Genomic DNA, 24,363 nt, shown 5'->3' with positions numbered 1-24,363 from the left:
GGTGCCGTTCGATCCGCACCGGCCCGGCGGTTCAAGAAGGTAAGTTCCGAGTCGCGCCCCAAATAAAAACGGCACCTTGCAGTTTATAACCACAAGAGTGCCGTTTTAGTACCTAAGCACTACGGTTATTTCAAGCGTTCAAACACCGTCGCAACGCCCTGCCCCATACCAATGCACATGGTCGCCAAGCCCAGGGTGGTATCGCGCTGCTGCATCACGTTCAGCAGCGTGGTGCAGATACGCGAACCGGAGCAGCCCAGCGGGTGCCCGAGGGCAATCGCGCCGCCGTTCAGGTTCACTTTGTCATCCATTGCATCCAGGAAGCCGAGATCTTTCAGCACCGGGATACCCTGAGCGGCAAAAGCTTCGTTGAGCTCAACGGTTTGAATATCCGCCGCGGAGAGGCCGGCGATTTTCAGCGCTTTTTTAGACGCGGGCACCGGGCCATAGCCCATGATGGACGCATCGCAGCCTGCCACGCCGGTAGAGAGCACTTTCGCGATGGGCTCTAGGCCCAGCGCTTGAGCACGCTCATAGCTCATTACCGCCATCGCCGAAGCACCCACAGAGAGCGCCGATGAGGTGCCCGCCGTGACAGTACCGTTGCGCGGATCAAATACCGGCTTCAGATTCGCCATGGACTCAAGGGTGGAGTCGCCACGAATAACCTCGTCGCGCTGAACCATGACTCTAAAACCGCGCTGGTCGTGGCCTTCGACGCCGATAATTTCGTTATCGAAGTAGCCCTTCTCCATCGCCGCCTGAGCGCGCTGGTGAGAGCGCACGCCAAACTTATCCTGCTCTTCCCGGGAAACGCCGTGCATTTTGCCCAGCAACTCGGCGGTCAGGCCCATCATCATCGCCGCTTTGGCCGCATACTTGCTAGCCGCCGGGTTTACATCAACGCCGTGGGCCATGGGTACGTGCTCCATATGCTCCACACCGCCGATGATAAAGAAGTCGCCCATGCCCGCTTTGATATTGGCAGCGGCGATATGCAGTGCCGTCATTGAAGAGCCACACAAACGGTTAACGGTTTGCGCGGGCACCGAGCGCGGAATGCCGGTCATAATCGCCGCATTACGAGCAATGTTCATCGACTGCTCAAGCGTCTGGTTTACACAGCCCCAGATCACATCATCGACCTCAGAAGGATCTAGATTAGGATTACGGGCAAACAGCGCCTGCATAGCCGCAGCAGAAAGGTTCTCTGCACGAACATTGCGAAAAGCGCCGTTTTTGGCTTTCGCCATGGCGGTACGAACACCGTCTACCACCACAATATCTCTCGGATTCAAACTCATCATATATCTCCTGCGCGTGGTGGTTAGGCTTGGTTGGCAGAGCTGGCAGCGCTGTCACTGGAATAGAATTGCTCGTTGTTCTGAGCCATCTGACGCAGCTTGTCAGTGGGTGCATAAAGCGGCCCCAGCTCGTCGGCCAAGCCTTCTGCCAGCTTTACGAACTTTGCAACGCCCATGGCGTCGATGTAGCGCAATGCACCACCACGGAACGGCGGGAAGCCGATACCATAGATCAACGCCATATCGGCTTCGGCGGGCGTGGCCACGATGCCATCTTCCAAACAGCGCACGGTTTCCAAACACAGCGGTACCATCATGCGCGCGATGATGTCCTCATCGGAAAACTCTTTATGCTCTTTCACCACCTCTTTAACCAAGGCGTAAGCGGCTTCGTCGGTGACTTTCTTCGGCTTACCCTTCTTGTCCTCTTCGTAGGCGTAGAAGCCCTTGTCGTTCTTCTGGCCTAAACGGTCATTGTCGTACATGACCTGAATGGCGGTTTTACCGTCGCGTGCCATACGGTCAGGGAAGCCTTCCGCCATGACGTCATTGGCGTGAACCGCGGTATCCAGACCGACCACATCCAGCAAGTAGGCCGGGCCCATGGGCCAACCGAACTTCTCCATGACTTTATCAACGTGCTGGAAGTCAGCGCCCTGCTCAACCAGGAAGCTAAAGCCGCCAAAGTAAGGGAACAGTACCCGGTTGACCAGGAAGCCCGGGCAGTCGTTAACCACAATCGGGGTTTTACCCATTGCCCGCGCGTAGGCCACGGTAGCGGCAACGGCGGCATCCGAGGTTTTCTCGCCACGAATCACTTCCACCAGCGGCATACGGTGCACGGGGTTAAAGAAGTGCATACCACAGAAGTTTTCCGGCCGCTTGAGGTTTTGCGCCAAGCGGTTAATGGAAATCGTCGAGGTATTAGAGGTCAGAATGGTGTTGTCGCTCACCTTCTCTTCTACTTCCGCTAACACAGCGCCTTTAACCTTGGGATTTTCAACCACCGCTTCGACGACGAGATCAACATTTCCAAAATCACCGTAGGAGAGCGTTGGGCGAATATTGCTGAGTTTTTCAGCCATTTGCTCGGTGGTCAGCTTGTTTCGCTCTACCTGCTTGGCAAATAGCTTACGGGCTTCTTTAAGCCCCAGCTCTATGGCGTCGTCCTTGATATCTTTCATCAGGATCGGGGTGCCTTTGGATGCGCTCTGGTAAGCGATACCGCCGCCCATGATACCCGCACCCAGCACCGCCGTTTGCTTAACTGGCTGCGCCTGCTTCTCATACTTGCTGGCTTTCTTCTTGACCACTTGGTCGTTGAGGAACAGGCCCACCAAGTTAAACGCTACGCTGCTTAGCGCCAGTTTGGCGAAAGCTTTGGCTTCAATCGCCTGGGCACGGCCACGCTCTTCACCTGCGCCTTTTTGGATCACTTTGATCGCTTCAACCGGCGCCGGATAATGGGGCCCCGCTTTACCGGCGACATAACCTTTAGCGGTTTCAAAGGCCATCATCTGCTCAATGGGGTTGAGCTTCAGCGGGCTGGTCTTTTCAGCGCGACGGGCTTGATAATCCAGCTCACCAGCGTTGGCACGATCCAGAATATCCAGCGCAGCCTCTTCCAGCTGTTCGGCCGTCACCACCGCATCCACGGCACCTACTTTTAGCGCGGCATCGGCGCGGTTTTCGGTGCCACCGGCAATCCACTCGATGGCATTATCGGCGCCGATAATGCGCGGCAGGCGAACACAGCCACCCCAACCGGGTAGAATGCCGAGTTTGGTTTCTGGTAGGCCAATCTTGGCTTTCTCACCCATCACACGAAAATCGGTGGTCAGCAATACTTCACAGCCACCACCCAGCGCCAATCCATTAATCGCCGTAACGGTGGGGAACGGCAGATCTTCGATAGCGTTAAAGATAGCGTGCACCTTGAGGTTCATCTCCTCCAGGTAGGCTTCGCCTTTATCAAACAGGCTGTGAAACTCGGTGATATCGGCGCCCACGATAAACACATCTTTCCCGCTAGCAATCAGTAAGCCTTTTAAGCCGTTTTCAGCTTGAATGGCCTTCACCGCCTCATCCAGCTCTGCTATCACAGCGCTGGAGAGCTTATTAACGGACTCATCTTTCAGATCGAAAGTGAGCATTGCGATATCATTGCCACTCGGGGTGTCACGACGTGTCACCGTGATGGCGTTGCCTTGATAAATCATCCGCGCTCTCTCCACATTTTCGGGCTGGCTCTGAAAAGAGAACCCGCCACGTTTTTCATACGGCTTCTATAGACTTTCATACGGTCGTTTGATTGCCTTAGCTTGGTTGAGTTGCCTGATAACGTCAAGCCCAGACTTTTGGCTAATTTACTCATTTTGTGAGACCAGCTCTCTCCGGCATCCGTTCATAGAGCGTCGTCTGAGTGAATGTAACCGATCCCGCCATAAACATGGATTTGCAGTAGATCAGCGTTAATCCTGACAGCCTGTTAGAATCGCGCTTCCTTTTACTTTGCAGGTTATCTTGTTATGGGCGCACTGCTCACGCCTTCACGTATTGAAGCCATTCAGCAGCGAATTGAACGCATTGTCGAACGCCTCAAGCCCTGGAGCTGGCTTTGGCCACCAATGGCCTTTGCTGCCGGGCTAAGCAGTTTCTTTTTAGTTGATCGCCAACAGTGGTTAGGCGCAGCGCTGGCGCTGGGATTACTGTTTGCCTGGACGCTACTGCTTTCCGAAGGCTTGATCAGCCGCTGGTTGTCGCGCCGGGGTCACCCCACGCCACCCCGGGGCGTAACCACTTTTATTGCCCAGATGATTCACCAGGAGACACTTTTCTTCACCCTGCCGTTTATCTTAGTCACCACGGTGTGGAATAGCGGGCAAACGCTGTTTGCGCTGCTGGTGGGCGGTATGGCACTACTGTCGATTATCGATCCACTCTACTTCAAAGTCGCGGAGCGCTGGCGCAGCCTGTATTTCGTCTTTCATGCCCAGTGCGTCTTTCTGGTACTGCTGGTCACGCTACCCATCATGGTGCATCTAACCACTGGCCAAAGTCTGCTACTGGCCCTGGGAATCACCATTTTGGTAGCTCTGCCAAGCTTTTGGCACTTGCTTAAGCAGCGCTCGCTCAAACGCTGGTGCGCTTTTTTTGCGTTGACGCTGCTACTTGCCTATGGAGCTTGGCTTGGACGCATCTGGGTGCCACCCGCTAGCCTATGGATGACCAGCAGCGCGCTGTCTCCCGGTTTTGATGTGGAACAGCGCCTACCTCAGGGCTCTATGGCATTAACGCCGCAAGCGATTAGCGAGAATGGCCTGTATGTTTATACCGCTATTCGGGCACCACGCGGCTTAAGTGAAACCATTACCCATACTTGGCATCATAATGGTGAGCCCATGGACGTTGTGGAACTTAATATCGACGGTGGACGTGAGCAGGGCTATCGCGCCTGGAGTCACAAACAAAACTTCCCCGAAGACCCTACTGGAGATTGGCGTATCGACATAATGACTGGGACTGGCCAACGCTTAGGGTTGATACGCTTTGAAGTGTCGGCAGATACTCAGCATGCCTCGTTGGCAGATGGCGAAATACGCGCCAGTGGCCTAAGTGGATTAAACTTACGGCGATTTGTGCCTGGTCGTCCTAACGATGAAGAGGCGCGACCAGAAGATTGAAGGGTTAAGCACCTTGCATTCAGCGGCGCAGCTTATGACAATTCCTATACTCAAACTTATTGGCAGCTAGTTACCTATGGCTTCAACGATTGGATTTCGCATCGCACGTTTGCCTCATTTATGGCGCTCCATCCTGGATCGCCGCTTGGCGCCGTTGGGCTTAACCCAAACACGCTGGGTGACGCTGTATCACCTGTGGCGCCTGGGCGAAGGCCATCCGCAGTGCGATCTTGCCCGTGTCATTGGTGTTGAGGCGCCCTCGCTGGTGCGCACCCTCGGTCAGCTTGAGGAGCAAGGCCTGGTTGAGCGACGCGCCTGCGACAATGACCGTCGTAGTAAGCGTATTTATCTTACTCCTGCCGCTATGCCGCTGTTGGAACAGATCGACAGCGTTGCCCAACAGGCGCGCAAGGAGATGTTCGCTGGCTTAAGCGAGGAGAACCTTGAGCAACTCAACGATTGGTTGGCGGTAATTGAAGCGAATGGACTGGCGATACAAGCACGGGATCAAGACAGCCCGGCTTCTTGATCACTGGCTTTAAGCGACACCTGTTCAGTGCCCTTCAGTGGTTGGCTGAAAGGCTGGTCGGCATGACCACGCAGTGCATCCCGCAGTTGATGAAAGTCGGGTAGATAGGTCGCGAATCGCTCCGCAGTTTGCGACTCCCACCACCAAAGCGTCAGCGCATAAGGCGTTGATTGCACCACCAGCGCGTCCTGGGGTAAGCGTTCAAGCAACGCTTTCAAAGGTGCCTCCGCATCGAAGGGCAATGGTCGCAGGGGGGCTATCCGCCAGCGCCAGCCTGCGTAATAGGGAGCTAAGGCCTCACTGGCATTGCTGTCTCTTACCAGCAGAAAATCCGGGCCGGGCCCTTCCTGGGGATAGAACCAGCGGTAGGCGGGCATGGTGCCTCTAAAATGGTGCAGCGGCGGCTTTTCCAGTTTGATGCTGACACCCTGCTTTGAGGCTTGCGAACGCAGCGACTGTTGACGCTTTTGCCGCGGGCTGGGCTTTAGCCACATCACTGGTGCAATGACGAGCATCAAAATAAACACAATAATAAACCAATCCATCTCTACATTTCCTCCTACATAAGCCACACTGTATTACACTACTCTAAAAGCCAAGGCTCAGGTCGCTGTTTTGACTCAAGTCATTGTTAAAACGCTTGCTATTGTTAAAAACGGACACGCCATCTAAAGTAAAGGTCATTGAACAAAGAGCTTTTTTCTTTGTTAACTAGTGCTATCCATGCCAAGGAGATACGCCATGAGCTATCACCACATTTTAGTTGCCGTTGACCTAACCAAAGACTCTCACAAGATTCTGGAACGTGCCGTTGCGATCGCTGAACGTAACGAGCAAGCCAAAATCTCCATTATGCATACCCTGGAACCGCTTGGATTTGCTTACGGTGGCGATATCCCCATGGACTTGACCAGCATCCAAGACCAGTTGGATGAACACGCTAAAAAACGCTTGGCCGAAATTGCCGCCCCACACATTGCCGAGCCTGATCAGCACGTTGTCGTTGGTATGCCCGATACCGAAATCCACCGTTTTGCCGAAGAGCACGATGTGGACTTGATCGTGGTGGGCTCCCACGGCCGCCACGGCTTCGCCCTGCTGTTGGGCTCAACCTCTACCGGTGTGCTGCACGGCGCCCGGTGCGATGTCCTTGCGGTACGCGTGGGTAAAAAAGGCGAAGAAAGCGACGAGTGATCAACGACGCTACACCGCTGACAAAAAAGGCGCCCACACGGCGCCTTTTAACGTTACTGAGCTTATTCCCCAGCAGCCATCGCTTCCAGTTCCATCCAGCGCTCCATGGCGACTTCTAATGCATTTTGCACTTTCTCAAGTGTTTGCAGCTTAGCTGTAACGGCATCCGCGTCCTGCTGATAGAAAGCAGGATCACCGATCTCACTCTCTAACGCCTCGATTTCCCCCTCAAGACGCTCGATTTCAGCGGGCAATGCATCTAGCTCACGCTGCAGATTATACGAGAGCTTGACGCTTTTCTTAGCCGCTGAGGCAGGTGCTTCAGCGACTTTTTTGGGCGCTTCTGAAGTAGGCTCGGTATGCTGCCGCGCCGCGCCTTCCCAAGGCGCCGGTGGCAGCTTGCCACCTTGGCGAATCCAGTCGGTGTAGCCGCCCACGTATTCACGCACCACGCCGTCACCCTCAAAGGCGAGCATGCTGGTGACCACGTTATCCATAAAGGTTCGGTCGTGGGAGACCAGCAGCAGCGTGCCATCGAAATCGAGCAGCAGCTCTTCAAGCAGCTCCAAGGTTTCCATATCGAGATCGTTGGTCGGCTCATCGAGCACCAGCACATTGGCTGGCTGGGTGAACAGCTTGGCTAACAGCAGGCGGTTGGACTCACCGCCAGAGAGCGCTTTTACCGGCTGGCGAACTCGCTCGGGCGTGAATAGAAAGTCCTGCAAGTAGCTCATTACATGGCGGTCTTTGCCGCCTACGCTAACGCGATCGCTGCCCTGGGCAACGTTGTCATAAACCGTTTTTTCCAGCTCAAGCCCGGCGCGCAGCTGGTCAAAATAGGCCACTTTTAGGTTGGTGCCCATCTGCACCTTGCCTTCACTGGGTTCCAACTCACCTAGCAAGATTTTCAGCAGTGTGGTTTTGCCCGCGCCGTTACGGCCCAGGAAGCCGATACGATCACCGCGCAGTACTTCAAGATTAATGTCGCGCAGGATCACCTCATCGCCAAACCGCTGGGTGACGCCTTGCAGCTCTACCACACGCTTGCCGGTACGCTCGCCGCGATCCACCGTTAGGTTGGCATTGCCCTGGCGTTCACGACGCTGGCTGCGCTCGTTGCGCATCGCTTCCAGCGCCCGCACCCGGCCCTCGTTGCGGGTACGTCGAGCCTTAACCCCCTGACGAATCCAGGCTTCTTCCTGGGCAAGCTTTTTATCAAACTCGGCGTTCTCCCGCGCTTCTACTTCCAGCTCATGCTGCTTGCGGGCCTGATACTCTTCGTATTTGCCGGGGTAGCGCCCTAGCTGGCCACGGTCCAGTTCAAGAATATTGGTCGCTAGCTTGGAAAGAAACGCCCTATCGTGGGTAATCAGCAGTACCGCGCCATTAAAGGCCAGCAGTTGCTCTTCCAACCAGGCAATGGTGTCTAGGTCCAAATGGTTGGTAGGCTCGTCGAGCAGCAGCAGATCAGGTTCGGCCACCAGCGCCCGCGCCAGCGCTACTCGGCGGCGCCAACCACCGGAGAGCGAGCTCATCTCAGCCGCGGGGGGTAGGCCTAAACGGGTAAGCACGGTGTCGATACGCTGGTGGAACGACCAGCCATCAATGGCTTCCAGGCGCGTTTGCAGGGTCGCCATGCGATTCATATCGGGGTCGGGATCATTAATAAGATGATCGTACTCCGACAACAGCTCCCCCGCTTCCGGCAGGCCTTGGGCCACCATATCAAAAATGGTTAGACCGGATGACTCAGGTAACTCTTGAGACAGTACGCCTATTTTCAGGCCAGGTGCGCGCCAGATAGAGCCGTCATCGGGCAGGATATCCCCCGCGACCAGCTTCAGCAGGGTGGACTTGCCGGTGCCGTTGCGCCCGACCAGCGCCAGCCGCTCGCCTTTTTCAACCGTCAGGTCGGCGCGATTGAGTAGTACATGGGTGCCGTAGGCGAGTTGCAGCTGTTCGAGTCGTAACAGGGTCACGCGGTGTCCTCCTTAATCGTGAGGCGCACAGTGTAACGCATGAGCGCGCCGGGAGGGGGAACGTTATAGCACTGAACCGTATGGAGCAGAGACCACCAGCGTGGTAACGTTTTCCCAGCAAATAAAGTAACCCTATTAAAAGACATTTTTTTAAAGGCGGGCTGACAGTGACGGTGACCGTCTCAATGCATTTTGTAAACGAGCTGTTTAAAGGTTTACCCAACAGCGATACGTCGCCCACCCGCTACCTGGAACGGGCGGGGATCTCGCCCTTTTTACTTTCGGCTCCCCATGGTCGCGTCACCGTTGAGCAGTTTGCCGAACTCTACCGCAGCTTAGTAAACGAACTGGATGACGAAACACCCGGTTTTTTCTCCCGCCCGCTGCGTGGTGGCACCCTAAAACTGCTCTGTTTAAGCATGCTGGATGCACCCAACCTGCAGGTGGCGCTGCATCGCTATACGCAGTTTTTTCGTATACTGCTTGATGACTTTGGCTATGCGTTTACCCTTGAAGATGACTTGGCCCGCATGGCGTTGGTGGAGCATGCGCCCTTGGTGGGCAGCCGCATCTTAATTCATGAGCTAATGCTCAAGCTGTTTCATGGCATCGCGTCGTGGATGATTGCGCGTAAAATTCCGCCTATTTTAATGGAGTGCGCTTACGCCCAGCCACCCCACAGTGCTGATTATCTTTACTTTTATCCTGGCACGGTGCGCTTTGAACAGCCGCAAACCGCTATCTATATTGATCGCAGTTTGCTTGATCACCCTATCCGACAAACCAAGAAGCACCTGGGCGCTTTTCTCAAACGTGCCCCGGCGGACTGGTTCTATGTATCATTTGCCGATCGCCTGCTCACTCACCGGGTGCGGGAACACCTTTCACGCCATTTGTTGACGGCAGGTTCAGTGCATAGCGCCGCTGATGCGCTACATATGTCAGCACGCACGTTGGCGCGGCATTTAAAAATGGAGGGCACCCACTTTCAAGCGGTCAAGGATGAGTACCGCCGCGATGTCGCTATTCAGGCACTCACCTGCAGTGAGAAGCCCCTTGTCAATATTGCAGAAGCATTGAGTTTCGAGGATCTAGCCTGCTTTAGCCGGGCTTTTAAAACCTGGACAGGCAACTCCCCCGCCGCGTATCGCAAAGCGCGCACGGCGGGCAGAGTTAATTGATACCTTTAGATCTCGGTACGGATACGTTTTTTATCCAGCTTACCTACGCTGGTTTTGGGTATCTCATCGACGAAACGGATCATGCTGGGAATCGCCCAGCGGTTGAGTTTACCTTGGGCGACAAACTGCTCTAGAAACGCCTGCACGGTTTCCGTCGTCGGTGGGTTGTTTAGATCAACAGGAACGGCTAGCGCGGCCGGTCGCTCCCCCCACTTATCGTCCGCCACCCCAATCACCGCCACTTCGGCAATGCCTGGGCACTGGCTGATATAGCTCTCCAGCTCTAACGACGAGAGCCACTCGCCGCCGGTTTTAATCACATCTTTAATGCGGTCGCTAATGGTCAGAAAGCCCCGCTCATCAAGCGAACCCACATCCCCGGTATGCAGCCAGCCGTCGCGCCATAGCTCCGCACTGCGTTTCTCCTCTTTGTAGTAAGCCTGGGTCAGCCAGGGCGCTTGAAGACGCACTTCCCCAACGCTTTTACCATCACTGGGGAGCGGCTCGCCGTCCGCGTCAACCACCTGCAACTTGACCAGCGGAATTGGCAGGCCCGCTTTACAGCGCCAGGGTAGCTGGGTCTCAAAATCAGCGTCACCAATATCCCGCGGTAGAATATCGGCGGTGAGCAGCGGGCAGGTTTCCGACATACCGTAAGCACTGCGGGTATCGATCCCCAATGCCCAGGCCTTGCTTGCCAGCGCTTGGGTTAACGCACTCCCGCCCACCAACACTTTCCAGCCGGAGAGATCGACCTGCTTTGACGCAATCGCTTCGGCGCTCACCACCATATTGAGCAACGTTGGCACGCAGTGGGAGAAATCAACTTTCTCGCTAACCAATAGCTTGACCAGCATTTCCGGCTCGTAGCGGCCTGGGTAAACCTGGGTAGCCCCCATCAACGTGGCGGTATACGGTACCCCCCAGGCATGAACGTGAAACATGGGGGTAATCGGCATATACACCTTGTCGCGATTGAGCAGCTCAAAACCGGGGGCCTGGAAAGCGCTGGCCTCGTTCAGGGTATGCAGCACCAACTGGCGATGGGTGAAGAAAACCCCTTTGGGGTTACCCGTAGTGCCGGTGGTATAGAACAGCGTGGCAACAGCATTTTCATCAAAGGTTGGGAAGTCGTAATGGGTGGGCTGCTGGCTTAGCAGTGCCTCAAACTCGCCTACCAGTGGCAGCGTGGTATCGACTGTTTGCGGAGCCTCCTGGCACAGCAGATAGCCACGCACCTGGGGAAGCTTATCGGCCAGCGGCTCAAGCAGCGGCACAAACTCTTCGTGCACGAACACAAATACGTCTTCGGCGTGCTCCATGGTGTAGAGAATTTGTTCCGGGGCTAGGCGTACATTCACCGTGTGGAGCACTGCGCCGATCATCGGAATGGCAAAGAAGCACTCCAGGTAGCGATGGCTATCCCAATCCAACACCGCCACCACGTCGCCTGCTTGTACGCCTTGAGACGTCAGCGTGTGGGCCAGTTGGTGTACCCGTTCGCGAAAGCGCTCGTAGCTGTGGCGGCTCTGATCCCGGTAGACAATCTGGTTATCGCCCGCCATGCGCACGCCCGCCTCCAGCAGGTCGCCAATCATCAAAGCAGGGTTTGTCGCCGAGGCCGCGGCGGGTAAAATTTTCGGGGTAACTGAAGACATAAACACTCCTGTGAGCTTGTTCTTGTTTAAATAAAGGCGTTTTAGCCGCGCTCGATCAGCAGGGCGATCCCCTGCCCGCCACCAATGCATAGCGTTATCAATCCGTAGCGACCGCGAATACGCTCCAATTCGTGAAGGGCTTTAAGAATCAGAATAGCCCCCGTGGCCCCTACCGGATGCCCCAAGGCAACCGCGCCGCCGTTAGGGTTTAGCTTCTCTAGGGGGAAGCCCAACGTTTCCGCCACCGCCATGGCTTGGGCAGCAAAGGCTTCATTCGATTCAATCACATCAATATCGTTGATACTAAGCCCCGCCTGCTGCAGGCAGCGTTTGACCGCAGGAATCGGCCCGAGGCCCATTAGCTTCGGATCAACGCCAGCAGTGGTGGCAACACGTAGATGCGCCCTGGGCGTTAGGCCGCGCTGTGCGGCTTCATCGCTATGGGCCAGCACTAACGTGGCCGCGCCATCGTTGATACCCGAAGCATTCCCTGCGGTCACCACGCCATCTTTTTGGAAGGCGGGTTTAAGCCGCACTAAATCGCTAAGTTGGACGCCATCGCGCACGTGTTCATCGCGGGAGAAAAGTACCGTTTGCTTACCTCGGCTGACTTCCACCGCTACAATTTGCTCGTCAAAGCGGCCTTCCGCGATGGCACGCGCCGCTTTTTGATGGCTCTCAAGGGCAAACTGATCCAACTGCTCACGGCTTAGGCCATACTGTTTAGCGATGTTCTCGGCGGTGCAGCCCATATGGCCGCTGCCAAAAGGATCACTCAAGATGCCTAGGGTTAAATCCTGGACGTTCACATCCCCCATACGCACACCGTTGCGCGCGTGGGGAGGCAGCAGATACGCCCCTCGCGACATCGACTCAGCGCCCCCTGCTAGCGCTAAGCGGCTATCCCTCATGGCGATCTGCTGGGCGGCGGACACAACCGCTTGCACGCCCGAACCACACAGCCGATTGACGTTGAATGCCCCCGCCTCTTTCGGCACGCCTGCTTCGAGCGCAATATGGCGCGCCAGATAGGCATCCTGGGGCCCGGTGGTAATAATGTGGCCGTATACCGAGTGGTCGATATCGCCGCCCTCAACGCCTGCCCGCCGCAACGCCTCTTTGGCGGTGATCGCCCCCAGCTCAAACGGCGCCATTGTTGACAGCGAACCGCCAAAACCACCGATCGCGGTACGCGCACCGCCTAAAATTACTACATCATCCAACCGCATGGTGCTCTCCTGTATTCAAGCGCTTCGCTATATCCAGGGCGCTTCGCTAGGCCACTTTGCCCAACAGCGAACGCGCGACGACTTCTTTCATAATCTCCGAGCTACCGGCGTAGATGGTCTGCACCCGAGCATCTAGATAGAAGCGTGAAATGGGGTAGTCGTGGGTGTAGCCATAACCGCCAAACAATTGCAGGCAGCGATCCACCGCTTGGCACTGCAGCTCGCTTAGCTGCAGTTTTAGAATCGCCGCATCCGTGCTGCTCATGGTGCCTTGGCGGTACTTTTCGACGCAGTGCTCAAAGTAGGCCCGAGCGACGTCCAACTGGGCTTTGATCTCGGCTAAGGTAAAGCGGGTATTTTGAAAATCCGCGACCCGCTGACCAAATGCTTGGCGCTGCTGCACGTACTCCAAGGTCAACGCCAGCGCGCCCTCTACGGCACCTAACGCCTGCGCTCCTACGCCCAGGCGTTCACGGGGTAGCTCCTGCATTAAGTAGCGAAACCCAGCACCCTCTTCACCCAGCAGCGCATCATGGGGTAGCTGCATCTGATCAAAGGCAAGCTCGGCGGTGTCGCTGGCGTGCTGACCGATCTTTTTAATCGGCTTACCCCGCGAGAAGCCAGATAAGTGGGTATCGACCAAAAACAGCGAGACCCCTTTGGCACCGGCGGCGGGATCCGTTTTGGCACACACAATGACTAAGTCGGCAAACTGGCCGTTGGTGATAAAGATTTTGCTGCCGCTTAACTCCCAGCCCTCGGCAGTGCGCTTTGCGCGGGTTCTCATTGACGCAAGATCACTCCCCGCATGGGGTTCGGTCATGGCGATGGCGCCAAGATATTCACCACGAGCCATGGCAGGCAGCCACTGCTCCCGCTGAGCAGCTGTTCCCAAATTTTGTAGGTAGGGCATCACGATATTGGCGTGAATATTATAAGCGCTGGCCAGGCCACCAAACCCTTGGCGGGACAACTCTTCCAGCGCCAGCTGGGTGATGGCAATATCAGCGCCCGATCCGCCATGCTGTTCGTCCAGGTCAATACCGAGCAGGCCCGCAGCGCCTAGCGCATGCCACAGTGAGCGGGGTATTTCGCCTGCGGCCTCCCACTCATCATAGTAAGGGGCGACCTCCTGGCTTAGGCAGCGTTTGATCATGGCGTGAAACAGTTCGGTCGTTTGCGCGTCCATGCTTACCCCTTAAGGTCTTGACGTAGATGGCGTTTGAGGATTTTGCCTGCGGTACTTTTGGGCAGCGCATCGGCAAAGAGGATGTATTTAGGCACTTTATAAGGCGCCATCAGCGTTTTGGCGTGATGGATCAGCTCCTCCTCGCTTGCCTCTTGGCCCTCTTTCAATACTACTACCGCCGTGATGGCTTCGATCCACTTCTCGTCGGGCTGACCGATCACCGCCACTTCGGATACCGCCGGGTGCTTAAACAGCCCCTCCTCTACCTCACGGCTAGCCACCAGTATGCCCCCGGTATTAATCACGTCTTTAATGCGATCGACGACATACAAGTAACCCGCTTCATCGAAGTAGCCCACGTCCCCCGAATGGAACCAGCCGCCTTGAAACGCCTCTTCGGTCATCGCCGCTTTATCCCAGTAGCCCCTCATAAGCTGGGGTGAGCGGTGGACGATTTCTCCATGTTCGCCAGGAGGGACATCGTTCATCTCAAGGTCAACAATGCGGGTTTCCACCGTCAAAATGGGCCGCCCGGCTGAAGCGGGCCGTTCGGCGTGCTCTTCAGGGCGCAGAACGGTCGCCAAGGGGGCGATTTCGCTCTGCCCATAGCAGTTATAGAGCCCTACGCCCGGTATCCGCTGCTGCATCTCTTCCAGTACCGGTACCGGCATAATCGAGGCGCCGTAATAGGCTTTATTGAGTGCACTTAGGTCAAAGCGCTCAAATTCAGCGTGGCGCAGCAGGCTAATCCAGACCGTGGGCGGGGCAAAAAATGATGCGATCTGGTGCTCAGCTATAGCGCTTAAGCACAGCTCGGGAAGCGGCGCCTCTAGCAAATACACGGGCGCGCCCAACAACAGCGCGGGCATTAAGAAAACGTGCATTTGCGCGGAGTGGTAAAGCGGCAGCGCGGCAAGCATGGACTCGCTGCCTTTGATATCCAGCTCGACCATGCAGGCCATATATTCGGCCATCAGTGCCTGATGGGTCATCATCGCGGCTTTTGGCGCAGCGGTAGTGCCCGAGGTATAGAGCAGTTGCGCAAGGCTTGCGCCATCAACCGTTACACTGGATTCTTCACTACTGTCTTCTTCACTACAGGGTTCTGACGTTGCATGAGCGAGGACATCGAAGCTGTTTGCACCCTGCCCCTGGCCCGCGTGCAGGGTTCCCATCAGGGCTAGATCCAAGTCTGCGGTGGCAACAGTTACTTTGTCGGCAAGACTCACATCGCTGAGTAAACCTGCTGCTCCCGACTGATCAAGGATGTAGCGCAGCTCATCACTACTTAAGGCGAAATTGATCGGCACATGCACCAATCCGGCCTTAGTCGCGGCCAGCCAGGCGATGACGTAGGCGTCGGAGTTTTTGCCATATACCGCTAGTCGATCTCCTGGGGTAAGCCCTGCTGCCAGCAGGCCGTTGGCAACGCGGTTAGCTGCTTGGTTGAGTGCTGAGTAGCGCCATTGACGTTCACCAAACACCAGCGCCAACTGATGTGAATATTTTCGAGCGCTGCGGTTTAGAGCAGCCCCAATGGTATTTTGCTGAATAACAGACGTTTCAGACATGCCAAATCCTCTGAATTGTTGTAGTGAATTGGCAGCGACTTAACTGTTGACCAGCGGACAGACACTTTCTGATAGCGGACGGAAGGCCTCTTCTGCCGGAATGGTACGGATGATGTGAAAGAGGTCATCTTCGTCTTGGGACTCTTCGGGGGTTTTAACTTCCACTAAATACATATCGTGGACCATACGGCCATCTTCACGAATATAGCCACCGGTGGCGAAGATATCGTTGATGGGGGTATCGGCCATTTGCTGACGCACGGTTTGCGTATCATCAGTTCCAGTGGCTTCAATCGCCTCAAGGTAGTGGCGCGTGCTGGAGTAAAGACCCGCATGTACCATGGTGGGCATGCTGCCGGTACGCTCACGGAAGCGCTCCGCCCAAGCGCGGGTTTCGTCGTTCAAGTCGTAGTACCACGCTTTGGTGAACTGCAGGCCTTGGGCGTTTTCCAGCCCGATGCTACGTATATCAGTGCTAAACAGCACCATGCCCGCCAGAATCTGCCCCGCTTGGGTAATGCCGAACTCACCTGCTGTCTGCACCGCGTTAATCGTATCGCCGCCAGCGTTATTCAGCGCAATAACATCAGCACCGGACGCCTGGGCCTGAAGCATAAACGAGGAGAAATCACTGCTGGGGAAAGGGTGGCGGGCGCTACCCACGATGGTACCGCCATTTTCAGTCACGACGCGAGTAACATCCGCTTCCAGCGCATGGCCAAAGGAGTAGTCGGCACTCAGCAGGTACCAGCTTTTATGCCCCTCATCGGTAATCGCTTTTGCGGTACCGTTGGACATCGCCCAGGTATCGTAAACCCAGTGAATATGGTTGGGTGAGCAGTGCTCATTGGTAATAGCTGAAGAGACAGCGCCATTCACCAGCCCAAGCTTATCTGCCTCTTCCAACAGGCTTACCGCGGCCAAGGTGACAGAAGATGCCACCAGCCCGGTGACCATATCGACGTTCCTCTCATCGATCCACTCACGTACGACGCTTGAGCCTACATCCGGGCTGTTGCGGTCATCGGCACTGAAGACCACGATATTAGCGCCGTTGACGCTGCCGCCCACATCTTCAATCGCCATATTGATGGCATCTTCACCCAAGGGGCCAATGGGGTCGCGATAAACGCCGGACATATCGGCTAAATAGCCAATGCGTATTTCGTTATCAGAAATATTCTCAGCGGCAACGGCAATAGGTGCATAGCTGGCCGTCAGAACGGCAGCAGCGAGAGTTGAAGTAGCAAAGCGGTAAGACGAACGATGAGATGAACGATAAGATAGTTGCATTGTTATGTGGCTCTCTTTTGTTGTTATTAAAGGTTGTCATTGAATCCATCGCAGTGACGTAGCACGCAATAGCTTGGGTTCATCTTAGGCGGTAATAAGCCATGGCTGTTTACCTATCAAGCCAGTTTTTTTGCAATTCGTGCCATATCTACACCCTTGCCAGTTTCAACACACCATTAGTCGATGCTTGCGCATACCGTTACAATGGTACTTTTGCCTATTGAACGGGAGACACCTTTGGCCACCGCTTATGCCGATGACTTTTTACCCGAAGCACTCCAGTTTCGTCCTGACACACCCTTGGTGGATATTGGCGCAAACCTGACTCATGAAAGCTTTGGTCGCGATCTTGAGGCGGTTATCCAGCGCGCCCAGGCGGCGCAGGTAACGACCATGATCGTCACCGGCACCGACCTTGCCCACGCCGAGCAAGCGGTTGCGCTGGCCAAGCAGTACCCTGGCCTGTACGCCACAGCAGGCGTTCACCCCCATGACGCTAGCCAGTGGGACAAACCCCTTGAGCGCGCCATGGGGGCTCTGCATGCCATGCCGGAAGTCGTCGCGGTGGGTGAGTGCGGGCTGGATTTCAACCGCAATTTCTCAACGCCCCAGCAACAGGAGCGTGCCTTTGAAGCACAGTTGGCGCTTGCGGTGGAAAGCGGTTTGCCGCTGTTTTTACACGAGCGAGATGCGGGCCAGCGGATGCGTGAAATACTGCATGCGTGGCGAGATGATATCAGTCACGCAGTGGTGCACTGTTTTACCGCCGATCGCGATACGCTGTTTGGCTATCTCGACCTAGACTTGCATATAGGCCTAACTGGTTGGATTTGCGACGAGCGACGCGGACATCATCTACGCTCATTAGTAGGTGATATTCCATTAACGCGTTTGATGGTAGAAACCGACTGCCCGTACTTGCTGCCCCGCAACCTCCCGGCGAAGCTAAAGGGTCGTCGACACGAACCGGCGTTGCTGCCGTGGATTGTCCGCGAGATTGCCCAGTGGCACGGTATTAGCGAAGCTGAGTTAGGGGCGGCAACCACACAGACCGCCCAGCGTTTTTTCCGTCTACCCACGGAATCTTAACAGGAGTATTAGCGTGGCCGATTATCCAGGATTTATAGCCATTGAAACGGGCGAAGACGATGGCCTCCCGCTAGCCATTGCCTGGTCACTGCCCGATGGCCGAGTAAAGCAAACATTGATTCAGCCAGACGATAGCTGGATCAAAGAAGATACCAATGCCATGGGCGCCTACAGCATGGAAGAGCTGGAGAGCCTGGGGGTTAGCCCGCTAGAGGTCATCCGCGAGCTGGAGAACGATCACTTCTCCGCTACCCTGTATACCAGCGACAACGGCGACGACGAAGCGGCGCTGGCGCGGCTGTTTGACACCTATGGGTTAGACCCTTTCGTGGAGTTAGCCCCAGCCTCAGTGCTTTACCCTTCCCTCACCCCAGGCGAATGGCACCGCCAGCGGCGTGAAACGTTCAGCGAGCTAGGATTAGAGCCGATGCGCCCTGAACATGAGTTGGAAGTGATGCTATCGATGCATCAACGCTTAACAGAAGAGGACTAAACAGAGGACTAAGCACAGCGCTAAGCAAACGACTATGCAGTGACCGCAGAGTCCGTGTTATCCATTTTATCCATCGTGGCATGCGCCTGGGCCACCGCCTCTGCAAGCGTCTCCTGGTGACAGTAGAAGCGCTCAAGCGCCATCAGGAAGGCGTTGGCCCGGGCTGGCAAGCCATCTTCCCAGTAGCGCTGGGCGCGGGCCTCTACTCGCGCCGCAAAGGCCTCAACATCTACCTCTATATCGCCGCCTAAATTATCTACGCTGACATGAAAATCGCGACCACAGGCACGGGTGAAGATAGACTCTAACGCCTGTGGCGCAATCTCAGCCTGCTCAAACGCTTTTTGCTGTTCAGCATCTCGCCCATCAGGGCAATACCAGTAGCCGTAATCTTCGAGCTGACGCCGCTCTGCCCCTGCAATGCACCAATGGCTGATTTCGTGCAGCGCACTGGCATAGTAGCCACGAGCGAAAATTACCTGGTGATAGGGAGTTTCGCCGTTGGCGGGACGATAGAGTGGCTCATCGCCGCCGCGAATCAATCGAGTTTGATAACGCTCAGCAAAAACCCCATCAAAAAGCGCGGTAATATCGGCAAGCGTCCATCGATCCTGCGTGTCACTCACATTGACCTCATTTGTCATCGATTTTGGCGCATTATACCTGCCCTGTTGACGCAAGCTAACGTCTAGCCACCATAAGCGTGACGCACCTGCTAATATAACGACTTTTCGTGAATAACTTTCCCCATCAGGAGCCAACAAGTGGGCGGCTTTACTCAACAACTGAAATCGATCTACTGGCCAGAAACACGCTCTTTGATGTTCTTAGCGCTGCCTATTTGCGGCGCTCAGCTGGCTCAGGCCGGAATGAGTGTCGTCGATGTAATGATGACAGGCCGACATGATGCAACGTCACTCGCCGCCGTATCGGTAGGCTCTAGCCTATGGATGCCGTTGATGCTGTTTATAACCGGCACGCTGATGGGCCTTACGCCCATCGTTGCGCATTTACTGGGCGGCCAGCGCAACGCTGCTATTCGCCCGGCAGTTCATCAGGCGCTTTGGATTGCGCTACTGTTAGGTGCCGTAGCAGCAGTGCTGCTCTGGTCTGCCGTTATGCCCATATTCAAGGCAATGGACGTGCCTCCTGCGGTCGCGGATCAGTCTGCTGCCTACCTTTCTGCCGTCGCCTTTGGTATGCCGGGCATTGCCCTCTTTCAAGCGCTTAGGGCTTTTTCCGATGGTATGAACCATACCCGGCCAGCCCTTTGGATTAGCTTGGTCGGCTTAGCGGTCAATATTCCTGCCAACTACCTATTGATCTACGGCGGCGAGGGGTTAGTGAATCTCTTCGGCACCTGGATCCCTAGTAGCCTGCAACAACTGCCTGCCTTGGGGGCATTTGGCTGTGGTATTGCGACGGCCCTCTCAATGTGGACGATGGCACTCGCGATGGCCTACTACACGCGCCGAGGACGTACTTATAAAAGCGTCGCTATATGGCAACAGCTAACGCCTCCCCAATGGGTCGGCATTCGCGAGCTCATAGTGGTGGGTGTTCCCATTGGCGTGGCTATTTTTGTCGAAGTTACCCTGTTTACCTTTATTGCGCTGTTTATTGCCAGTTTTGGCGAAGTCACCGTGGGCGCTCACCAAATAGCGCTTAGCTTCACCACCATTTTGTTTATGCTGCCGATGTCGTTGAGCATGGCGCTGACCGTCAGGGTGGGTAATACACTTGGACAGCAGCGTCTGACGCTAGCCCGCCAAGTTGCCTGGAACGGCATTGTGGTCAGTGTTTGTGTCGCCGTATTTAACAGCATCCTGCTATGGGTAACCGCTGTGCCGGTCATTTCGCTTTACACTTCGAATGCCGAGATTCAAGCGCTAGCGCTGTCGATCATTGCCCTAGCGGTTATTTTTCAACTTTCTGACTCGCTGCAGGTCAATTTAGCGGGCGCATTGCGTGGCTATAAAGATACCCGCATTGTCATGGTAATTACGGTGCTCTCTTACTGGATTGTAGGCTTGGGTGGTGGACACTGGCTGGGCTCTCTTGGAGTGGGTGACCTAGCCCCACTCGGCGTTCATGGCTACTGGATTGGCTTGATTGCTGGCTTAAGCACTGCGGCACTGCTACTTGGCTGGCGTTTACAGCGCATTAGTATTCGGGGGTAGGCATGGCTCGATGGAGAATTTTTTCTCTAGCAATAGCGCTAAGCGCCCTGCTGGTTGGCTGTGGCGACAACCCCGCTGAGCAGCAGTGGCAGGCCTACCACCAACAACTCGCCGATGACCTCGCACAGCCAGGCATTGAACGAGCTGACCCAGTTAATATTGGTGACTTCCCTGAGCGCTCCGAGCGGCTTATTGACATTCCCGAAACGCGAGATAGCCTGCTGAATGTTTACGCACTGCGCGAATGTCAAATCACTTCGCTAGTCGCCGCACGTAACAACCAACTGGGGCGTGTAGCCCCGCCTAGCCAACAGTGGTTATATGAGCGCACGCTATGGCAGCGACTAAGCGCCTGCTTAAATAGCCAAGTTCCCGATCAGTTAAGCGATGCAGACCGAACCCGCCTAGAACAATTAACAGCGACTAAAACAGCCCAGCTGCCCGCGGTAAGTTGGAACGCTATTTTTGACTCCAGCGAGTGGATTAAAAGCTTTGCACGGGCAAGCCAGCCTTTAAGCAATGTTGATGAAGTCGCTCTTACCAGCCAGCTTGACGCCATCGAATACTTGCAACAAATGACTGACCACCAGTTTGATCTTGACTGGCAGCAAGACTCTGCAACGCTTGAGAACCATTTAAAAACCCTCCAAGAGCGGCCCCTAACCGCCGAAGTGCTGCGCACCCTGCTACTCGCCTCTCAACGCTTAACAGAAGCAAATGCATTGCTAACTCAGCACAGCGATGCCACACACTGTTTAAGGGGCTGGGAGACACCATCGGTTGAGCCCTTAGCAAGTACAGCCAAGCAGTGGTTAACAGCGATCAATCGTTTAATTGACGCGCAACAGGTAGACAAACCACTGGCGATCCAACGCTATCAAACACGCTGGCTCTCGCTGAATAATGCCCAAGCGCCCTGGGGCCAGTTTCAGCGAGCACTCACCGAACATCAAGCGCTACGAGCGCGCTTTGCACCTTGCTCAAACAATTAAAAATCGCAGAACCCTTAACCTTATGAGCAACATGTGCTATTGGTGAGTAATGAAGCTAGGTGAATAAAGACGCAAACTAAGCATCTGCTTCACCAATGTGATGACCACGCAGCACAAGGAGGGACACAATGGGCGCATCCCTGTCACCCCGCTCTGCCCAGGTCATCGACCTGGAAACTGTGCGCCAGCGTCAGCAGGCGCAAAAGTGCCTAGTCCGTTTAGCCCCTGAGCTAGATGGCCTAGAGATGGTGTACCAACTCGCTGCGAGTCCCGATACCTACTATGGCTTGCCTATTTTGGCCTGGGGATTAAGGGAGGATGGTAGCGTCATTGGCTTGGTGCCGTGGATGGAAACCCTGGCAGCCTGCCATGATCTGAATAGCCAGGAGAACGGCTATTTTGTGGGTTATCGTGATCCTGAAACAGAGGAAATTTTTGATACACCACCAGATCACAAATACCACGAGCTAGTCGCTGCAGCTGAATACTTTGATTATGAGGCTTCTGGCGAAGTGACCCTCATCCAGCAAATCCCTGATACCTTGGGCACCCACGCGCTGTGCATGAATCACCCCAACTCACCCTGGCATATGAAGCCCGTTTACGGCTGGCGCCTCTACAGCGACGGCAGCCTAGACGCGCTACTTGCAGATGAGAGTAAAGCGGCGATGACGCCGATTTTGTTAGGGGATAAGTGCCTGTACAGTGCCCACGCCCGCCATCAAACGGTTTACTTTTTCCAGCGCCATATCGCCAATCGTATACTGGAAGAAGATCCGGCAACGCTTGATGCGCTAGCCATGATGGTAGTGGCTAGTGATTAACTGGGCAAAATTAGTGCTATGACTGAGTGCTATGACTTAGCGCTGCGACCATCGGCGAGGCCAATATCAATCAGTTGATGTGGGCCTCGCTTGGGTTTTCGCGCTATTTTGATGAGCTATTTCTAAGAGCTGTTTAGAAAAGCTATCTCAAAGGGCTGACTCAAAGGGCTATCTCAAAGGGCTATGCCAAACGAATAAAGTAGAGGTAGTTATTCTCAGAGGAGGTGTTCTGCTCAAGCAGTTCATGCCCTAAAAACTGACAAAACTTGGGCACATCTCGCGTGGTAGCCGGGTCGGTGGCAATCACTTTGAGCACTTGGCCTGATGCCATATCGCGCACTTTGTTATGCATCAGCATAATCGGCTCTGGGCAGTAGAGCCCCGTGGTGTCTAATACCGCGTCAAAGCTGGGTAACGTACCCGTATTATCAGCCATCAATATCCTCGATGTAGGAAACAGAAAGTATGATTAAAGTTATCATCGAACGGCGAATTATGCCCGGTCTTGAAGAAGAATTTGAACAAGCAGCGCGGGAGGCAATGCGCGTTTCCCTAGGCGTAAGGGGCTTCATCGGTGGTGAAACACTGGTAGAACTGGGTCATACTGATCGTCGACTGATGATTACCAAATGGCGTGACATCCGCGCTTGGAAGGAGTGGCACTCAAGCGAAGCGCGGGCAATGGCCATGCAGCGTATTTTACCGCTGTTAACTGAAGATGAAACTATCCGGATTTACGAACCTGGCTATTAAATAGCGTTTGCTTAATCTATCAATTTCTTAACCGCACATGCACCGTCACCTCTTCACGGTCATGATAGAGGTGACGGCACGAGATACTGGCATGCACCCCTGCTTTTTCCAGCGACTCTTCCAGTGCCGTTAGGCAGCGTGTGACCTCATCCCAGCGCTTTTTCATGGGCAGTTTAAGGTTAAAGATCGCCTCTTTGCACCATTTCCGAATCAGCCAGCGCTCCACCATGGCCAATACCCGTACGGGTTTATCAACAATATCGCACACCAGCCAATCTAGGCGCTGCGGAGGCTCCCAGGTAAAGCCATCTTCTTTAAGATGATCTATCTGCCCAGTCTTCATCAACTGCGTGTCCATGGGGCCATTATCGATGGCGTACACGTACATGCCTCGCTGAACAAGTTGCCATGTCCAGCCGCCCGGGGCGGCGCCCAAGTCAGCTGCCTGCATATGCGGTGCAAGGCGCGTCTCCCACTCTTCTCTAGGGACAAACTCATGCCACGCCTCTTCCAATTTCAGCGTTGAGCGGCTGGGGGCGCGTGAGGGAAAGCGCAATCGACGAATACCATTAATTAAATCGCTGCGATTGCCTGGGAAGCTCATCGCCAGTTGAACCTGATCGCCATCAGTCCAGAAAATATGTAAGCGTCGTGCGCCCGCGCTGCGCCTTAACGCACCACGCTTTTTCAACATACTTTCCAGCGGCTTGGTAAGCGCCTTAATCAGCCCAGCCAGCGCTTTACCATCGTTGGTGTCCGGCGTTTCATGCCAAATCTCTTCAAAGCTCCAACGGCTGTTTTTTACCTGCTCCAGGATAGCGGTCAGACGGTCGTCACGTGATAGAGTGAGTGCAGGTAGAGCAGCCAAGCTTTGCCGCGCAAATATTAGCTTTTTAAACGCTGCCTGGCGGTGTAAATCATTCACTGCATCACCATCGACACGCGTTAAGCTTACCCATCCTTCACCGTAGGAAGCTTCACAGGCTACGTCGTTTAATGCTGCGTGATGCTGCATTTCTGCTAAGGCATCATTTTCAAACCCTGGACGGCAGTAGACGAGCCACGACGTAGGTACTATTTCACTCACCACTTCACCTCTATTCCGACCATCACTAACGGTGACGGCTAGCTAGTTAATTGGGTCGCATCATAGCATTTATTCAGCACTATTTATTTTCTTCCGCCCAACAAAAAACCCAGCCAATTGGCTGGGTTTCTTGTT

General features: G+C 54.9%; 22 protein-coding genes. 10 read left to right on the top strand and 12 right to left on the bottom strand.

Features of this window, described 5'->3' with window-relative positions; all coding sequences use genetic code 11:
- Positions 1-125: 125 nt before the first annotated feature.
- Both fadA and fadB read right to left on the bottom strand, forming a co-directional pair.
- Entirely contained in the window at positions 126-1,304 is a 1,179-nt protein-coding gene (gene fadA / locus ACT3UM_RS23045) for an acetyl-CoA C-acyltransferase FadA (RefSeq protein WP_035580305.1), read from the bottom strand.
- A gap of 23 nt (positions 1,305-1,327) precedes the next feature.
- Positions 1,328-3,523, bottom strand: a complete 2,196-nt coding sequence (fadB, locus tag ACT3UM_RS23040; RefSeq protein WP_498902347.1) for a fatty acid oxidation complex subunit alpha FadB — start codon at positions 3,521-3,523, stop codon at positions 1,328-1,330.
- A gap of 309 nt (positions 3,524-3,832) precedes the next feature.
- Between fadB and ACT3UM_RS23035 the strand changes: the two genes are divergently transcribed.
- The gene (locus ACT3UM_RS23035; RefSeq protein WP_498902346.1) at positions 3,833-4,987 is read left to right on the top strand and encodes a DUF5924 family protein; all 1,155 of its coding nucleotides are present in this window, start codon (positions 3,833-3,835) and stop codon (positions 4,985-4,987) included.
- A 76-nt stretch (positions 4,988-5,063) separates the two neighbouring features.
- A complete protein-coding gene (slyA, locus tag ACT3UM_RS23030; RefSeq protein WP_498902345.1) occupies positions 5,064-5,516 on the top strand; it encodes a transcriptional regulator SlyA in 453 nt (150 codons plus the stop codon).
- Here the strand turns inward: slyA and ACT3UM_RS23025 are convergent.
- On the bottom strand, positions 5,495-6,061 hold the full coding sequence (locus tag ACT3UM_RS23025) for a preprotein translocase subunit YajC (protein WP_498902344.1): 567 nt from the start codon (positions 6,059-6,061) through the stop codon (positions 5,495-5,497). The genes slyA and ACT3UM_RS23025 overlap by 22 nt on opposite strands.
- Before the next feature lie 196 nt (positions 6,062-6,257).
- On the opposite strand from ACT3UM_RS23025, the gene ACT3UM_RS23020 reads away from it, so the two are divergent.
- Positions 6,258-6,710, top strand: a complete 453-nt coding sequence (locus ACT3UM_RS23020; protein WP_498902343.1) for a universal stress protein — start codon at positions 6,258-6,260, stop codon at positions 6,708-6,710.
- Positions 6,711-6,772: 62 nt separating this feature from the next.
- On the opposite strand, the gene ACT3UM_RS23015 is transcribed toward ACT3UM_RS23020, so the two are convergent.
- The gene (locus ACT3UM_RS23015) at positions 6,773-8,689 is read right to left on the bottom strand and encodes an ATP-binding cassette domain-containing protein (RefSeq protein WP_498902342.1); all 1,917 of its coding nucleotides are present in this window, start codon (positions 8,687-8,689) and stop codon (positions 6,773-6,775) included.
- Between the two features lie 185 nt (positions 8,690-8,874).
- On the opposite strand from ACT3UM_RS23015, the gene ACT3UM_RS23010 reads away from it, so the two are divergent.
- Positions 8,875-9,870 carry an AraC family transcriptional regulator gene (locus ACT3UM_RS23010; RefSeq protein WP_498902341.1) on the top strand — a complete coding sequence of 332 codons (996 nt, stop codon included), beginning with the start codon at positions 8,875-8,877 and terminating at the stop codon, positions 9,868-9,870.
- A 5-nt stretch (positions 9,871-9,875) separates the two neighbouring features.
- Here ACT3UM_RS23010 and ACT3UM_RS23005 read toward each other — a convergent pair whose 3' ends face one another.
- The 5 genes from ACT3UM_RS23005 to ACT3UM_RS22985 are packed head-to-tail and all read right to left on the bottom strand — an operon-like array spanning position 9,876 to position 16,810.
- Positions 9,876-11,528 carry a fatty acid--CoA ligase gene (locus ACT3UM_RS23005; protein WP_498902340.1) on the bottom strand — a complete coding sequence of 551 codons (1,653 nt, stop codon included), beginning with the start codon at positions 11,526-11,528 and terminating at the stop codon, positions 9,876-9,878.
- Positions 11,529-11,569: 41 nt separating this feature from the next.
- Positions 11,570-12,757, bottom strand: a complete 1,188-nt coding sequence (bktB, locus tag ACT3UM_RS23000; protein WP_498902339.1) for a beta-ketothiolase BktB — start codon at positions 12,755-12,757, stop codon at positions 11,570-11,572.
- A gap of 46 nt (positions 12,758-12,803) precedes the next feature.
- Positions 12,804-13,946 (bottom strand): acyl-CoA dehydrogenase family protein, encoded by a 1,143-nt coding sequence (locus ACT3UM_RS22995; protein ID WP_498902338.1) that lies wholly within the window; start codon positions 13,944-13,946, stop codon positions 12,804-12,806.
- Positions 13,947-13,948: 2 nt separating this feature from the next.
- Complete coding sequence (locus ACT3UM_RS22990; RefSeq protein WP_498902337.1) at positions 13,949-15,517, bottom strand: fatty acyl-CoA synthetase; 1,569 nt, start codon at positions 15,515-15,517, stop codon at positions 13,949-13,951.
- Positions 15,518-15,556: 39 nt separating this feature from the next.
- A complete protein-coding gene (locus ACT3UM_RS22985) occupies positions 15,557-16,810 on the bottom strand; it encodes an ABC transporter substrate-binding protein (protein ID WP_498902336.1) in 1,254 nt (417 codons plus the stop codon).
- A gap of 237 nt (positions 16,811-17,047) precedes the next feature.
- On the opposite strand from ACT3UM_RS22985, the gene ACT3UM_RS22980 reads away from it, so the two are divergent.
- Positions 17,048-17,899, top strand: a complete 852-nt coding sequence (locus ACT3UM_RS22980; protein ID WP_035580345.1) for a TatD family hydrolase — start codon at positions 17,048-17,050, stop codon at positions 17,897-17,899.
- Between the two features lie 13 nt (positions 17,900-17,912).
- Positions 17,913-18,392, top strand: coding sequence for a hypothetical protein (locus tag ACT3UM_RS22975; RefSeq protein ID WP_022522953.1), 480 nt, complete (start codon positions 17,913-17,915; stop codon positions 18,390-18,392).
- A gap of 32 nt (positions 18,393-18,424) precedes the next feature.
- Here the strand turns inward: ACT3UM_RS22975 and ACT3UM_RS22970 are convergent, their stop codons facing one another.
- The gene (locus ACT3UM_RS22970) at positions 18,425-19,018 is read right to left on the bottom strand and encodes an elongation factor P hydroxylase (RefSeq protein WP_442905673.1); all 594 of its coding nucleotides are present in this window, start codon (positions 19,016-19,018) and stop codon (positions 18,425-18,427) included.
- Positions 19,019-19,156: 138 nt separating this feature from the next.
- Between ACT3UM_RS22970 and ACT3UM_RS22965 the strand changes: the two genes are divergently transcribed.
- The 3 genes from ACT3UM_RS22965 (at position 19,157) to ACT3UM_RS22955 (ending at position 22,388) form a co-directional block, all read left to right on the top strand.
- Complete coding sequence (locus tag ACT3UM_RS22965; protein ID WP_498902335.1) at positions 19,157-20,572, top strand: MATE family efflux transporter; 1,416 nt, start codon at positions 19,157-19,159, stop codon at positions 20,570-20,572.
- A 2-nt stretch (positions 20,573-20,574) separates the two neighbouring features.
- The gene (locus ACT3UM_RS22960; RefSeq protein WP_498902334.1) at positions 20,575-21,564 is read left to right on the top strand and encodes a DUF3080 family protein; all 990 of its coding nucleotides are present in this window, start codon (positions 20,575-20,577) and stop codon (positions 21,562-21,564) included.
- A gap of 128 nt (positions 21,565-21,692) precedes the next feature.
- Complete coding sequence (locus ACT3UM_RS22955; RefSeq protein WP_498902333.1) at positions 21,693-22,388, top strand: hypothetical protein; 696 nt, start codon at positions 21,693-21,695, stop codon at positions 22,386-22,388.
- A gap of 181 nt (positions 22,389-22,569) precedes the next feature.
- Here ACT3UM_RS22955 and tusA read toward each other — a convergent pair whose 3' ends face one another.
- On the bottom strand, positions 22,570-22,824 hold the full coding sequence (gene tusA, locus ACT3UM_RS22950) for a sulfurtransferase TusA (protein ID WP_498902332.1): 255 nt from the start codon (positions 22,822-22,824) through the stop codon (positions 22,570-22,572).
- A gap of 29 nt (positions 22,825-22,853) precedes the next feature.
- Between tusA and ACT3UM_RS22945 the strand changes: the two genes are divergently transcribed.
- Entirely contained in the window at positions 22,854-23,141 is a 288-nt protein-coding gene (locus ACT3UM_RS22945) for an antibiotic biosynthesis monooxygenase family protein (protein WP_007113141.1), read from the top strand.
- A 19-nt stretch (positions 23,142-23,160) separates the two neighbouring features.
- Here the strand turns inward: ACT3UM_RS22945 and rlmM are convergent, their stop codons facing one another.
- Positions 23,161-24,231 (bottom strand): 23S rRNA (cytidine(2498)-2'-O)-methyltransferase RlmM, encoded by a 1,071-nt coding sequence (gene rlmM / locus ACT3UM_RS22940; protein WP_498902331.1) that lies wholly within the window; start codon positions 24,229-24,231, stop codon positions 23,161-23,163.
- Positions 24,232-24,363 lie beyond the last annotated feature (132 nt).

The sequence above is a fragment of the Halomonas sp. AOP13-D3-9 genome (assembly GCF_052379125.1).
GTDB lineage: Bacteria > Pseudomonadota > Gammaproteobacteria > Pseudomonadales > Halomonadaceae > Vreelandella.
This window is presented reverse-complemented; position numbering and strand designations above follow the sequence as displayed.